The organism is Desulfosceptrum tomskiensis (assembly GCF_049818055.1).
In the GTDB taxonomy this organism is placed as follows: domain Bacteria; phylum Bacillota; class Desulfotomaculia; order Desulfotomaculales; family JASEER01; genus JBFLVT01.
This window is the reverse complement of the sequence record NZ_CP187479.1, coordinates 1320534-1334254: the sequence shown is the minus strand read 5'-3', so window position 1 is coordinate 1334254 and position 13721 is coordinate 1320534. Positions and strand designations below refer to the sequence as shown.

At 60.0% G+C, this 13721-nt stretch carries 11 protein-coding genes; 6 read left to right on the top strand and 5 right to left on the bottom strand.

The genetic code is table 11. From position 1 onward, the window contains the following. Window positions 1-84: 84 nt before the first annotated feature. The gene (locus ACPV0M_RS06850) at window positions 85-1953 is read left to right on the top strand and encodes an NADH-dependent [FeFe] hydrogenase, group A6 (protein WP_425619932.1); all 1869 of its coding nucleotides are present in this window, start codon (window positions 85-87) and stop codon (window positions 1951-1953) included. Between the two features lie 76 nt (window positions 1954-2029). Here the strand turns inward: ACPV0M_RS06850 and ACPV0M_RS06845 are convergent, their stop codons facing one another. Genes ACPV0M_RS06845 through ACPV0M_RS06835 form a run of 3 tightly spaced genes read right to left on the bottom strand, consistent with a single transcriptional unit; the run spans window position 2030 to window position 4102 of the window. Further along, window positions 2030-2923: a metal ABC transporter permease gene (locus ACPV0M_RS06845; protein WP_425619931.1), complete on the bottom strand. Its 894-nt coding sequence runs from the start codon at window positions 2921-2923 to the stop codon at window positions 2030-2032. Between the two features lie 15 nt (window positions 2924-2938). Continuing rightward, window positions 2939-3670, bottom strand: a complete 732-nt coding sequence (locus ACPV0M_RS06840) for a metal ABC transporter ATP-binding protein (RefSeq protein WP_425619930.1) — start codon at window positions 3668-3670, stop codon at window positions 2939-2941. 9 nt (window positions 3671-3679) lie between these two features. After that, window positions 3680-4102 (bottom strand): Fur family transcriptional regulator, encoded by a 423-nt coding sequence (locus ACPV0M_RS06835; RefSeq protein WP_425619929.1) that lies wholly within the window; start codon window positions 4100-4102, stop codon window positions 3680-3682. Between the two features lie 380 nt (window positions 4103-4482). Here ACPV0M_RS06835 and ACPV0M_RS06830 point away from each other — a divergent pair, with 380 nt between their 5' ends. The 4 genes from ACPV0M_RS06830 to ACPV0M_RS06815 all read left to right on the top strand — a co-directional run bounded on the left by ACPV0M_RS06830 (window position 4483) and on the right by ACPV0M_RS06815 (window position 10344). Further along, window positions 4483-6903, top strand: coding sequence for a Lon protease family protein (locus ACPV0M_RS06830; protein WP_425619928.1), 2421 nt, complete (start codon window positions 4483-4485; stop codon window positions 6901-6903). Window positions 6904-6921: 18 nt separating this feature from the next. Next, window positions 6922-7029, top strand: a complete 108-nt coding sequence (locus ACPV0M_RS06825) for a symporter small accessory protein (RefSeq protein ID WP_425619927.1) — start codon at window positions 6922-6924, stop codon at window positions 7027-7029. Between the two features lie 43 nt (window positions 7030-7072). Next, window positions 7073-8647, top strand: a complete 1575-nt coding sequence (locus tag ACPV0M_RS06820) for a sodium:solute symporter family protein (RefSeq protein WP_425619926.1) — start codon at window positions 7073-7075, stop codon at window positions 8645-8647. 200 nt (window positions 8648-8847) lie between these two features. Further along, on the top strand, window positions 8848-10344 hold the full coding sequence (locus ACPV0M_RS06815) for a hypothetical protein (protein ID WP_425619925.1): 1497 nt from the start codon (window positions 8848-8850) through the stop codon (window positions 10342-10344). Window positions 10345-10401: 57 nt separating this feature from the next. Here ACPV0M_RS06815 and selD read toward each other — a convergent pair whose 3' ends face one another. Further along, window positions 10402-11439 carry a selenide, water dikinase SelD gene (selD, locus tag ACPV0M_RS06810; RefSeq protein ID WP_425619924.1) on the bottom strand — a complete coding sequence of 346 codons (1038 nt, stop codon included), beginning with the start codon at window positions 11437-11439 and terminating at the stop codon, window positions 10402-10404. A gap of 106 nt (window positions 11440-11545) precedes the next feature. Between selD and ACPV0M_RS06805 the strand changes: the two genes are divergently transcribed. Beyond that, the gene (locus ACPV0M_RS06805; protein WP_425619923.1) at window positions 11546-12085 is read left to right on the top strand and encodes a methylated-DNA--[protein]-cysteine S-methyltransferase; all 540 of its coding nucleotides are present in this window, start codon (window positions 11546-11548) and stop codon (window positions 12083-12085) included. On the opposite strand, the gene ACPV0M_RS06800 is transcribed toward ACPV0M_RS06805, so the two are convergent. Further along, entirely contained in the window at window positions 12072-13682 is a 1611-nt protein-coding gene (locus tag ACPV0M_RS06800; protein WP_425619922.1) for a methyl-accepting chemotaxis protein, read from the bottom strand. The two genes, ACPV0M_RS06805 and ACPV0M_RS06800, sit on opposite strands and share 14 nt — an antisense overlap. Between the last annotated feature and the right edge of the window lie 39 nt (window positions 13683-13721).

The window sequence follows — 13721 nt, the reverse complement described above, 5'->3', positions numbered from 1 at the left end:
TTGCTGCGGCACGCGGTATTAAACAATGATATCAATCAAAGACTAGGGTTGGATCAGGTTTAATCGGTTTGGGGTGATGATCATTTGGAGCAACAGACCCACACCGGCGCGCATGTCGACCGTAGGGCTCCGGTTCCGCCGGATAGAGCTGTCGAGACCGTCCGCATTACCATCAATGGGCAGGAGGTCTATGCTGAGAAGGGAGCTAACCTTGTAGACGCGGCCAGGGCGAACGGCATCGACATCCCGACTCTCTGCTACCTGAAGGGGATAAGCCAGCCCGGGTGCTGCCGCGTCTGCCTCGTGGAGATTGAAGGGGCGCGAAACCTGGCGGCGGCCTGCGTAACGGCTGTGCGCGAAGGCATGAGGGTTTTGACCAATTCGTCCCGCGTGCGGCGGGCCCGGCGGAGGGTCCTGGAACTCTTGCTTTACGAGCATCACACCGAGTGTCCGGTCTGCCCCCGCGAGGAGACCTGTGAACTGAAAAGGCTGGCCATCCAGTACGGCGTCCGGCCGGCGCGAGTGGCGGCCAAGAGGGCGGGACGACGCATCCACGACCGGAATCCTTTTATCGTTCGGGACTACGACAAGTGCATCAAGTGCCGACGCTGCGAGGTTGTATGCCGCGATGTCCAGGGCGTCGGCGCCTTAACGGCAATCCACCGAGGCTTTGGGACGGTTATCGCCCCGGCTTTTGAGACCGACCTCGGCGAGGCGGCCTGCATCAGCTGCGGCCAGTGCCTGATGGCCTGCCCGACGGCCGCGATTACCGAGAAAGAATACATTCACGAAGTCTTCGACGTGCTCGACGATCCGGAGCTGCATGTCGTCTGCCAGACCGCGCCCAGCATCCAAGTCAGCCTGGGCGAATCATTCGGCCTTCCCCCGGGGACGGTGGTCACAGGCAAGATGGTTGCCGCCCTGCGGCGGATGGGTTTCGACCGCGTCTTCTCCACCGAGTTCGCGGCCGACGTGACCATCATGGAAGAGGCGCACGAGCTGTTGGAAAGACTGGAAGGGCACGGTGAGCTCCCGCTGATCTCGTCGTGCAGTCCCGGCTGGGTGAAGTTCTGCGAGTACTTTTACCCGGAATTCGTCGACAATTTGTCTACCTGCAAGTCTCCGCAGGAGATGCTCGGGGCCCTGGTCAAGAGCTATTACGCGGAGAAAGAGGGCCTGGACCCGGACAAGATCGTCGTCGTCGCCTTTATGCCCTGCACGGCGAAGAAGTTTGAGGCGGCCAGGCCGGAGCTGGTTTCGGACAGCAGGCGGGACGTCGACTATGTGCTTACCACCAGGGAACTGGCGAAGATGGTCCGCCTGTCGGGAATCCGCTTCCACGAACTGCCGGACGAGGATTTCGACGCCCCCCTGGGCATCGCCACCGGTGCGGGCGTCATCTTCGGCGCGGCCGGCGGCGTGATGGAGGCGGCCATCCGTACGGCCTTCGCCCTGACCGAAGGGGAGGAAATGGGGCGCGTGGAGTTTCACAAGGTCCGCGGCCTGCAGGGGGTACGGGAAGCCGAGGTCGAACTGAAGGGGCGCAAATTAAAGATCGCTGTCGCTAACGGTACGCGCAACGCCAAGCGCCTCCTCGACCGCCTGAAGGCCGGCGAGCATTTCGATTTCCTGGAGATTATGGGTTGCCCAGGGGGCTGCATCGGCGGCGGCGGGCAGCCGATCCTGCCGACGCTGTCTAAGAAAGAGCGCGCGGCCGAGATCCGGCAGCGCAGGGCGGAAGCCCTCTTCAGCATCGATCTGAGGCGCGAACTCCGGCGCTCCCACGAGCACCCGGCCGTCAAGAAACTGTACGAGGAATTCCTGGGCCGTCCGCTCAGCCCGAAGGCCAAGAAACTGTTGCATACCACGTATACGCGCCGGACCCGGTTTCCCGAGTTGCGCGAGGAAGCTAAACCGGCCGCAGCGCAGGCGCCCTCGCCAATGCTGCAGTAAGCGGCAGCAAGCGCTAGAAGACAGTAAAGCCCACCTCTTAAAACGGTGGGCTTAAACTTTTTGTTGGCAAAAATTGTCACGCTCCCGGGCTGCTGACAAGGCGTTCTGTTTCTTCGCTATCCCGTAACGGTACGGGGTGTTGTGCCGGGCGCAGGCGGAAGCTTTTCAAAAGCCCGTGGCGGGGGGACAAAACGAGGGACCCGAAGAAGAGCAGCGCCCCGCAGAGGACGATGGTCGCGCCCGAAGGCAGGTTCAACTGGTAAGAAAGCCATAGCCCGGCGACGCACGAGAAAACGCCGCATGATACGGCCACGGCGAGCATGGGGCGAAAGTTCTTGGTCAGTTCGTAAGCCGTTACGGCCGGCAGCACGAGAAGGGCCGAGGCCAGCACGATGCCGAGGATTTTCACGGTAACGACGATCGTCAGGGCGATCGCCGTCAGCAGGACGTAATAGAGAGGGGTCACCGGCAAACCCGAGGCGCGGGCCCCCTCTTCGTCGAAACAGATGAACAGGAGTTCCTTAAAGAAGAAGACGAGGAAGAGCAGAATGACGGCAGCGGTAAGGGCCAACAGTATGAGGTCGCCGCCCGTGACCGCCAGGATGTTGCCGAAAAGGATGCCGAAGAGTTCCGGGTAGTAGCCCTTGATCATGCTGATCAGGGTGATGCCCAAGGCCATAGCCCCCGAAAAGAACACGCCGATCGCGGAGTCCTCGTTGACATCGCCTTTTTTGCTGACCAGACCGATGCCCCAGGCTACCCCCGTGCAAAACAAAGCGGCGGCGACAATGGGGTTGATCCCCGTGAGGACCCCGATGGCGATGCCCCCCAGGGCGGAATGGGATATGCCCACGCCCGCAAAAGAAAGCCGCTGCAGGACCACAAACAGGGAAAGGCAGGAGCAAAGGACGCCGGCCATCACCCCGGCGGCAAGGGCGCGCTGCATAAATTCATAAGTAAGAAATTCCATTTCTACCTCCGTTTTTTACCTCAGTACGGCGGCGATTTCGGCCCGAAACTCGGGGGGGAGCCCCTCGAGGATCCGGCCCCGGTTCAGGCACAGGAACCGGTTGGCATAGCGGCTGACTGCGGCGATGTCGTGCGAAACGACGATCACGGTCAGGTTGAATTCCCGGCGCAGGTCCTCAACAACCTTGTAGAAGCGGCGCTGGGCGATGAGATCCAGACCCGTGGTGGGCTCGTCAAGGATCAACAGGCGGGTATGGCTGCACATCGCCCGGGCCAGGAGCGCCAGCTGCTGCTGCCCTCCCGACAGCTCCCCGATGGGCCGTGACTGCAGTTCGGGCGGCAGGCCCATCCGCTGCAAAGTCGCCGACGCCGTCTCGCGATCCTTCCTGCCGGGGAAACGGAAGAGCCCGATGCAGGCGACCCGGCCCATGACGGCCACGTCCAGGGCGGAAACGGGGAATCGGGCGTCAAAACGGTGCCGTTGAGGCAGGTAGCCGACCATGTGCCGGTGGTTGTTTCGCCCCGCGGGGGGCGCTCCGAAAAGCAGGATCTCGCCGGAGTGTACGGGCATAAGGCCCAGCAGCGCGCGGATCAGCGTCGTCTTCCCGGCGCCGTTGGGGCCAACGATAGCCAGGAAAACGCCCTTATCGACGGCAAAGTTTATCCGGTCAAGGATAAACCGTCCGCCGGCGGTTACGGAGACGTTTTTGAACTCCACGACAGGCTCGCTGATCACCGGCAGTTCCATCGTTCACCTCTAAACATTGTCACATGCGGCGCAATACCCGTAAACCTCAAAGGCGTGGTCGACAACTCTGAAGTTGCGCTCCGCCGCCACCTCCCGCGCGCGGGTCTCGAAGGGGCAATAGGGGAGCGGGAACGATGCGCCGCATTTCAGGCATACAAGATGGTGGCCGTGTTCTCCGGCAAGTTCAAAGCGGGTGTTGAACTTGACCTTCAGGTTGATTTTGTTGACCAGGCCGTGGGCGCTCAGCAGGCTGAGATTTCTGTATACGGTGTCGAAACTGATCTGGGGCTGCTGCGGCCGTATGTGATCGTGGATCTCCTGGGCGGTCATCGGCCTTCCGGCCTCCAACAGCGTGCGGAGCAGCATTTCCCGCTGCGGGGTCAGTTTCAAGCCGCTCTCGCGCAAGCGCTTTTTCAGGCCTTCCAACTGCATTGCCCGGTCCCCCTTAATCAAGGTTATGGCTTTCGTGCCAGGATTATTACTATGTACTAATTTTACAGTATTTGTACCGGGGTGCAATCGACTTCCTTAAGTTATTAATGGGTATTGGGTTTGTCCCATGGTTTAGACCACAACCTGGGCCGGTCCGGCAGGAAACCCGGCGGGGGGAGTGAATCTATTATCAACGGTGTCATTGACCGAGTTGCGCGATGCATAAAATGGCCCAGGGTCAAACCGGCCGGTAGCGCTGAAGCAATGAATAACCGTATTGGATAAATGTTTATAGGGTATCTCTATGACCCGCTTGTCACGTTTTCGACACTTCCCAGGGGCGGGTCTTCTTGTACATGCGGGGGGGGAGGATGTTCAACATGCCGTTGGTGCCGCCTGAACGACTGCGGTTAAGCTGTCGCCCTGAACAGCTCGACGTTGCGGGAAGCGACCAGTTGCCCGTCCTCGACACCATCATCGGGCAGGACCGCGCGGTAAGGGCCCTGGAGTTCGGCCTGGAGATCAAATCCAAGGGGTTTAACATCTACGTCGCCGGGTTTACGGGTACCGGCAAGCATACCACCGTCAAAGCCTTTCTGGAAAGCATCGCCGCCACCAGGGAAACCCCGTCCGACTGGTGCTACGTCAACAACTTCCACGACACTTACCACCCGAAGTACATTCGCATGACCCCGGGGCAGGGCCGGGAATTCGCCCAGGACATGAAGGACCTGATCGCCGCCGCGCGCCGGGATATCGCTCGGGCCTTTGAGAGCGAGGAGTACAACCAACAGCGGAATGAAACCCTCGAGGCTCTGAACAGGCAGCGCATCGAGCTTCTTGAAGCGGTGGGCAAACGCGCCCAGGAAGAAGGTTTCGCCTTGCAGGGCACGCCGGTGGGCTTTTTTATCATCCCTGTCATTGACGGTAAACCCATCAGGGAACACGAATTTCTCAACCTGCCCGACGAGGTGAAGCAGTCGATCACGCAAAAAAGAGAAAGGCTCGAGGCCGAGCTCGAGTCGACGGTGCGCCAGCTGCAAAACATCGAACGGGCCGCGGCCGAGGCCACCGGCAAGCTTGAGCGGATGGTCGCCGAGTTTTGTGCCGGGCACCTCATCATCCGGCTGAAGAAAAAGTACGCTTCCAACCCGGCCATCGTGGCCCACCTGGATGAGGTGCTGGAGGACATCCTGGACAACATCCCCCTTTTCCGGGACGGCCAAGCCCAGCACGGCGTCCCGCCCTGGCTGACCGGCAACGCCTTCCGCAGGTACGAGGTCAACGTCCTGGTCGACAACAGCGACCTTAAAGGCGCTCCCGTGGTTATCGAACTCAATCCCCTCTTTAACCGCCTTGTCGGGCGGATTGAGCGGGAAGCGCATTTCGGCACTCTCGTTACCGACTTTTCGATGATCAAGCCGGGGGCCCTGCACAGGGCCAACGGAGGATTCCTCGTCCTTCCCGTCGAGGAACTGCTGCGCAATCCTTTCAGTTGGGATGTCTTGAAACGCTCCCTGCGTGACGGGCAGGTGACGGTGGAGGAAATAAGCGAGCAATTCGGCCTCAGCACCAGGACCATTCAGCCTATGCCTATCCCGCTCGACGTAAAGGTTATTCTCCTCGGCAATCCTTTTGTCTACAGGCTCCTTTACGCCTACGATCCGGAGTTCAGCGAACTGTTCAAGGTTAAGGCCGAGTTCGGGCGTCAGATGGAGCGCACCCCCGGAAACGAGCAGCAGTATGCCGCTTTCGCCGCCACGCTCTGTACCAAGGAGCGGCTCCGGCACCTCGACGCGCGGGCATTGGCCGCCCTGATCGAATACGGTTCCCGCCTGGCCGGCGACCAGCAAAAGCTTTCCACCTACTTCGCCGACGTCGCCGACGTCATTCGCGAGGCCGACTGCTACGCCGGCCGGGACGGCAGCGAGTACGTCGGGGTCGACCACATCAAGGCCGCCGTTCGCGAGCGGAGGCTACGCGCCGGCCTGATCGAGGAACAGTTGCAAGAGAACATCGAGCGGGGCTTTTTACGTATCGATACGAGCGGGTCGACGGTGGGACAGGTCAACGGGTTGTCGGTTATAGACCTCGGCGACATCGCCTTCGCCAGACCGGTGCGCATTTCGGCCACCGTCGCGCCGGGGAGCGGCGGCCTGATCGACATCGAACGCGAGGCGCGCTTGGGCGGACGCCTGCACACCAAGGGCGTCATGATCCTGGGCGGTTATCTGTCCGCGGTGTTCGGCCAGGCGAGACCTTTGAGCCTCACCGCCCGCCTGGTCTTCGAGCAGAGTTACAGCGAGGTCGACGGGGACAGCGCCTCGAGCGCCGAGCTTTACGCTTTGCTTTCGGCCTTGTCGGGGCTACCCGTGCGGCAAGACCTGGCCGTTACAGGCGCGATCAACCAGAAAGGGGAGGTCCTGGCTGTGGGCGGGATCAACGAAAAAATAGAAGGTTTCTTCGACCTGTGCAAAAGCCGCGGCCTAACGGGCATGCAGGGAGTGGTCATTCCCGAGAGCAACGTCCCCAACCTTATGTTGAAGGACGAGGTTATCGAAGCTGTCAGGGAAGGAAAATTCACCGTCTGGGCCGTCGCCACGGTCGGGGAGGGGGTTGAACTGCTTCTCGGCCGGGAGGCCGGCCTGCCTGACGAGAACGGGGAGTTTCCCGAGGGATCAGTTTACCGGCTCGTGGCCGAAAAGCTCGCCGAGTTCGCCGAGAGGAGCAAGGGCGGTAAAGGAGACGAACCGTCGCCGGAAGACGGCGTGAACCCGCGCGGCAAATGCAGCTGCAAATAACGCAGGAGGTAATACAAAATGCTGGGCATTCCCGATCCACAGGTTTGGCTGGCTTACGTGTTGAGCATCCTTGCCGGTCTGCTCTGCGTCGGTTACGGCATTTGCAAGTGGAACAGCGACAACTAACACCTTGACACCTTAACTGGCGAGGCGGGAAGGAGAGAGCTAGATGAGTTCGGTCACCCTCGCTGTCGTTGTGGCTTTATACATCGGAGTAACGGTTTTTCTGGCCTATCACGGTTATCGGCGGACCAAGTCCAATAAAGATTACCTCATTGCCGGCGGCGATGCCCATCCCTTCTTGATGGCGCTGGCCTACGGTTCGACCTTTATCAGCACGGCGGCCATTATCGGTTTCGGCGGTGCGGCATCCCTTTACGGGATGGGGCTTCTCTGGCTGGTGTTCGCCAATATTTTCGTCGGCATTTTCATCGCCTTTGTCGTGTACGGCAAACGCACGGCGATTATGGGCAGGGAGCTGCAGGTCCATACCTTTCCCGAACTCCTCGGCAAACGGTTTGAATCCGATTTCCTGCGCCGGGTCACCGCAGGCGTAATTGTCGCGGCGATGCCCCTGTATGCCGCCGCGGTGATGATCGGCGGGGCGCGCTTCATCGAGACCACCCTGCATATCCAGTTTTCCACGGCCGTCTGGATTCTTGCCCTGCTCGTGGGGGCTTACGTCATCACGGGGGGATTGAAGGGGGTCCTTTATACCGACGCCCTCCAGGGCTCGATAATGATGCTCGGGATGGTCGTCCTCCTCGTCGTCACCTACGCTAAACTGGGCGGCATCACCGCCGCGCACCACGCCCTGACCGATATGGCGGGGCTCGTTCCGGAAAGCCTGAAGGCCAAAGGACACCTCGGATGGACGGCCATGCCGGCGCTTGGTTCGGAACTGTGGTGGGTGGCCGTTTCGTCGCTCGTTCTGGGGGTGGGCATCGGGGTGCTCGCGCAACCCCAGCTCGTGGTCCGGTTCCTGACCGTCAAAGGTCCCCGCGAGCTGAACCGGGGTGTTTTGATCGGCGGCCTCTTCATCCTGGGCGTCATCGGTTCGGTCTATGTCGTCGGGCCGCTGACCAACGTTTTCTTCTTTGAGCACGGAGGCAAAATCTCCCTGCTTGCCGCGCTCGACCCGGCCACCGGCAAACCGAACATCGACCGCGTGATCCCCTTATACGTCAACACCGCCATGCCGGATTGGTTTTCCTACCTCTTCATGCTGACGCTGCTGGCTGCCGCGATGTCCACGCTGAGCGGCCAGTTTCACACCATCGGCACCGCGGCCAGCCACGACCTCTACCAGCGGTCGAACATCACCGTCAACCGCCTGGGGATACTCGTGACCCTGGTCATCACCGTCATCCTGTGCTTCCGCCTCCCGGGCAACATTATCGCCGTGGCTACGGCGACTTTCTTCGGCATCTGCGCGGGAGCCTTTCTTCCGGCCTACACCGCGGCCCTGTTCTGGAAGCGGGCGACCAAGGCCGGAGCGGTGGCCAGCCTTACGGTGGGCCTGCTTGCCAGCATTTTGGCGATGACCTTCCTGCACGCCAAGGAAGCCGTCGCCTTCGGCGTCAGCCAGGCCGTCTTCGGCAAGGCCACCGTGATGGCGTTCCCCTGGACGGTTATCGACCCGATTTGCTTCAGCCTGCCTTTATCCACCCTGACGCTTGTAGTCGTGAGCCTGCTGACCCAGTCGTCGGCGGCTTGCCGGCCAAGCCTCAGCAAGGGGCAGTAAGGACGGCGGAATATCGATTAGAGATGGAGGGGCGTAATCCAAGATACCGGATACGCCCTCTCTTATGTTTTAGTTTGGAGAAATTTAGAAGGAATTTGGGATAATTTGTCGTAATTTCTCCCGTAGACAATTCCTGACATCTACACTAAAAACAGCTTCAAAGCTTTTGGACGTGTCTAAATAAGGAGTGGGAGGATCTGATGATGGTTGCTTTCCGCAAGAAGTTCCGGGGCTATCACGTGGCTGACGTGGACCGGTTCTGTAACGAGGTAAACGCTGAGCTGAAGGAACTCCGAGAACGGGTCAAGCAGGCGGAAGCAGCCGAAAACGCCCTGGCCAACCTGGAGAAGGCCAAGCGGGCGGTTGAAGTCGAACTTGCGGCAGTCCAGCGTGAGCGCCGGGACCTTTTAGCCCGCGAGAAGCTGCTGGTTTCGCAGATCGCTGAATACGAAAAGAAAGAAGCCGAGTGGGCGGAAGAGAGGAAGCAGCTCGAAGAGCTCGCCGCCCGGCTCGCCGCGTACGAGGAGCAGGCGGCGGAACGGGAGGCGGAGAAGGGTCAGATCGAGGAACTGACCGGCAAGATTGAAGAATACGAGAAACTGGCCGCGGGATGGGCGGAGGAGCGCATCCAACTGCAGGCCCTGGCCGCCAAGGCCGACGAATATGAGAAAAAGGCCGCCCAGTGGACCGAGGAGCTGACGCGGCTGCCGGACCTGGTCGCCAAGGTTGTCGAATACGAGAAACAGATGGCCGAATGGGAAGAGCAGCGGGTTGCCGAGTACGAGAAACAGGCGGCGGAAATGGCGGAGGCGCGGGCGGAAATCCACGGGTTAAGGACACAGGTAGCGGAGTACGAGAAGCAGGCGGCCGAGTGGACCGCGGAGCGGGCGCGGCTGGAAAACCTGCTTGCCGAACTGGAATCGGCCAGGGGCGAGCTGCAGCGCCTGGAGAGCCTCCGGGACGAAAGCAGTCCGCCGGAACTCCTGGACCAGCTGAAGAAGGAGCTGGACAGGGCCCTCGAGCAGGTTTCGATCGGTGAGCGCAAACTGGCCGAGGCGGAGGCGGCGCTGAGGGAGCTTAATGAAGAGAAGGCCCGGCTCGCAAAGGATAGTTTTGAGGCGCTGCAGAATAAGGACAGGTACATGACGCTCGCGTTGAACGTACAGAAGCAGGTTATGGAGGTCCAGCAGGAGTGCACGCGCCTCGAGGCCCTGGTCGCCGAGCTGCAGACCGAGCGTCGCAGCCTGCAGTCAGCGCGTGACTCGGCGCTGGCGGAGAAAGAACAGTTGCAGGAGGAAATTGAGCGATTAAACGCTGAGCTTAAGGATTACAGGCTCAAGGAAGTAGCTATCGGACAGGCCTACATCCTTGCCCGCCATCACCTGAACGAAGCGGAAGCCGCAGCCAACGAGGTCTTCCGCAAGAAACTCACCGAATTAATAAGGCTGGTCGATGACCACCGCTACAAGCTTTTTGAAGACCTGACCGGCATACCGTACAAGGGCCCTGCCAACCGTGAGGGCGCTTCCCCGCGCAGGGTCATTACTTTTTTGAGCGGATCGTCGCCCCAGGCCGGCCAGGCTGCCGACGGGCAGGATGATGAGGATGAAAAGGAACGGGAAGGGATCGAGGAGCCAAACGGCGGCGACAAGTGGGACGGCCTCCTGACCAAGTTGCGGGAGAATCTGGGCCGTTAGCACTGTTCACTGTTCTAATTAAAAACTTGGCGGGGTTTTAGAAACCCCGCCAAGTTTTTAAGGCTCGACTTTAATGCAACCGGGGTTTCCTTCCGTCACTCTGCCGATGACGACCCCTTCGGTTCCCCGTTCGGCCATGGCCTCGATAAGTGCGGACGCCTTTTCCGCGGGCAGAGAGACAAGCAAACCGCCGGACGTTTGGGGGTCAAACATCAGGTCCTGGATGGCCAGCGGGATGTCAGGAACAAAGGTCACCGTGTTTGCCAAATAGCAGCGGTTGCTGTGCGCTCCGCCGGGCAGCAGGCCCATCGCGGCAAAGTCGATAGCGTCGGGCAGTAAGGGCAGTCGGGAGGCGTACAGGGTAATGCCTACTTTGCTGGCCCTGGCCATTTCGCCGGCGTGGCCGAGAAGACCGAAACCGGTAATGTCCGTACAGGCGTTCGCCCCTACATCCTGCACGACCTCCGCGGCGCCGGCGTTCAGCGCGGCCATTTGCTCGGTGACGAGTCTGATTAAGTCGTCAGAAGCCAGGTTGGCCTTAATGGCGGTGGTGATTACTCCCGTGCCCAGTCTTTTGGTCAGCACGAGTGCATCGCCCGGTTTGGCCCCGGCGTTGGTCAGAAGCCTGTCGGGCGTCGTTACTCCGGTAACAGCCAGGCCGTACTTCGGCTCGCGGTCCTCGACGCTGTGCCCGCCCGCCAGGACTGCGCCGCTCTCCCGTACTTTAGTGGCTCCGCCCAAGAGAATCTGGGTGAGGGTATCCAGGTCGCCGTCCTTGGTCGGGTAGCAAATGATGTTCATGGCCGTCAGCGGGCGCCCGCCCATGGCGTAGATGTCGCTGAGAGCGTTGGCTGCGGCGATGCGCCCGAAATCAAAGGGATTGTCGACAACAGGCGTGAAAAAATCAACGGTCTGGATGAGCGCGGTCTGCTTGTTGAGCAGGTAAACGCCGGCGTCATCCGAGGTGTTGATCCCGACGATCAACCGCGGATCGTCGGTTGCGGGGAGGGAGCCCAAAACTTGTGCCAGGACCGCCGGTCCTATCTTGGCGGCTCACCCCGAACTGGCAGTCATAGCGGTCAGTCTCGGCGCCATCAACTACCTTCACCTCTCTTAGCTGATCATGGGCATTCTATCATTTAGGAGCGGGCTTTGGTCCATAAATAGAAATATTTTATTGTTGACATAATGGGGGTTAATAATGCTAACCCGGTTAGTGGAGCTTGATGTGGGTTGGGTCGCCTGGCTATGGTCGAAGGATGGGCTGTACGCCATCAGCCTGCCACGCCCGTCGGCGGAAACGGCCATCGGCGACCTTGGCCGCCCCGGGCTGGTTTCAGGAGGGCCGCCCACCGACGGCGCGGAGCAGAAACTGATGAAAGCGCTGGAGGCTTACTACCGCGGGGAGCGGTTAAGCTTCGACTTTGTTCCTGTCAACTGGGAGGGGCAGACGCCTTTCACCCGCCTCGTGCTGGAAGCGGTGAAGCGTATCGATTACGGCCGGACAATGTCGTACAACGAGGTTGCCGCCGCCATCAATCATCCCAGAGCAGCGCGCGCCGTCGGGGGCGCGCTTGCCCGGAACAGGACACCCCTGGTCGTGCCGTGTCACCGGGTTCTCCGTTCGGACGGCAGCATAGGAGGCTGGTCAGGCGCTCCCGATTGGAAGGAGCGCCTGCTGAGGATCGAGGGTATAACGCTTTTCGCCAGGCCTGAGATAGTTCAGCCTAGCCGACTTTAAACCGTTCCATTTTTTTGGTAACCTCGTAGGCCATCTGGTTCAGGTTTTCCATGCTCGCTGCTACCTCACCGGTGGCTGCGGCGCTCTGCTCGTTGGCCTGGACAATGGCCTGGACGGATTCCGCTATGCCCTGGCTGGAAGCCGTCTGCTCCTGTGTGGCCCGGGCGATCTCTCTGATTTCGGAGGCCATTTCCCTGATTTTGGCGGCGATGGATTGAAAGGCCTGGTATACCTGGTCGTTATTCTTTGTTCCCCCGTCCACGGCCTCGCGGGAAGACTTGATGGCCTCCTCGATCTTGGCCACCAGCCCGGCGATTTCCCTGGTGGCCTGCTGTGAACGCTCGGCCAGCCGGCGGACTTCCTGGGCTACGACGGCGAACCCGCGTCCATGCATCCCCGCCCTGGCCGCCTCGATTTGGGCGTTGAAAGCCAGAAGGTTGGTTTGATCGGCGATGTCCTCAATGGTCGCGACGATTTCACCGATCTGGTCCGAGTTCTTGGTCAGGTCGTCCATCTTCTGGTTGATCAGGCGCATGCCACCCGCCGCCGCCTTGGCCTGCTCTTCGCCTTCAGCCGCGGTTTGGGTTGTGTGGTTGGCGTTGACGAGCGCTTGCTGAGCGAGGCCGGCAATGTTCTTGATTCCCAATGACATTTTGTTGATGGCTTCGGAAATAGAGCCCAATTCACTGGCCTGCGTCTCGCTGCTTGCCGAAAGTTCCTCCGAACTGGCCGAGACGCCTTCCACCACCTGTGATACGTTGCGCATCTCCGTATTCAGGCGGGTGAGAAAATCGCGAAAGTTGTTGAGAAGGGTGTTGAGGTGACGGGCCAGCGACCCCAGTTCGTCGGTGCGGTTTGTCCCTTCGATGTGGGCGGAGAGATCCCCTTCAGCGACCCGGTCGACCTGAGTAACTATTCTACGAATAGGATTGGCAAGGGAATTGGTGAGGAACAGGGTGACGATGACCATAACCACGAGTACCACAGACGACGTCAAGCCGATGCTTTTTAGGGTGTCCATGATCATCTTGTCTACAAATGTCTTACTGGCGCCCACGTAAAACATGCCGATGATTTTACCTTCGGTATTCTTTATGGGCTGATACGCCGTCTGGTACTTGGTTCCCACGACCTCGGCCTCGCCAAAAAAAGGCTGCCCTTTAGCCAGCACCACCTGGGCTACTTCAGGCGAGACCTGGGTGCCGACGGCGCGTTTACCCTCTTTTTTAACAGTCGTGGCGACGCGGGTGTCGCCCTGAAATACGGTACAGGAGTCGCCGGTTAACCTATTTATTTCGTCGACGACGGCCCAGTTTTCGTTCATAACGTAGGGGCCTTTATAGAGCTTGCCGTCCCGGATTTCCCAGTCTCCGGGGTAGCGGGCGTCAACCAGGGCCATAGCCAGGGCGATATCGCCTTTAACCTTTTCCAGAGCGGCCATGTTGGCTTCCTTCTTTACCTGGTTTGCTGTCCAAAGCCCCGTGCCGATGATACCGAGGGCCATCACCAGCGTAACAGGTACCAGTATTTTTGATTTGATTGACTTAAAAGCCCACTTTGAAATGCCTCCCGTAACATTAGAAAGTAATTTTGCCACCCGTAACCCCCCCTGTGTTTCCCGTAAATTGCATGAACT

What these genes read in the sequence shown, in the direction of transcription:
- ACPV0M_RS06845 (WP_425619931.1), bottom strand. Translation starts at nt 2,923, where the DNA reads ATGGAATTTCTTACTTATGAATTTATGCAGCGCGCCCTTGCCGCCGGG.
- ACPV0M_RS06840 (WP_425619930.1), bottom strand. Translation starts at nt 3,670, where the DNA reads ATGGAACTGCCGGTGATCAGCGAGCCTGTCGTGGAGTTCAAAAACGTC.
- ACPV0M_RS06835 (WP_425619929.1), bottom strand. Translation starts at nt 4,102, where the DNA reads ATGCAGTTGGAAGGCCTGAAAAAGCGCTTGCGCGAGAGCGGCTTGAAA.
- ACPV0M_RS06830 (WP_425619928.1), top strand. Translation starts at nt 4,483, where the DNA reads ATGCCGTTGGTGCCGCCTGAACGACTGCGGTTAAGCTGTCGCCCTGAA.
- ACPV0M_RS06825 (WP_425619927.1), top strand. Translation starts at nt 6,922, where the DNA reads ATGCTGGGCATTCCCGATCCACAGGTTTGGCTGGCTTACGTGTTGAGC.
- ACPV0M_RS06820 (WP_425619926.1), top strand. Translation starts at nt 7,073, where the DNA reads ATGAGTTCGGTCACCCTCGCTGTCGTTGTGGCTTTATACATCGGAGTA.
- ACPV0M_RS06815 (WP_425619925.1), top strand. Translation starts at nt 8,848, where the DNA reads ATGATGGTTGCTTTCCGCAAGAAGTTCCGGGGCTATCACGTGGCTGAC.
- ACPV0M_RS06805 (WP_425619923.1), top strand. Translation starts at nt 11,546, where the DNA reads ATGCTAACCCGGTTAGTGGAGCTTGATGTGGGTTGGGTCGCCTGGCTA.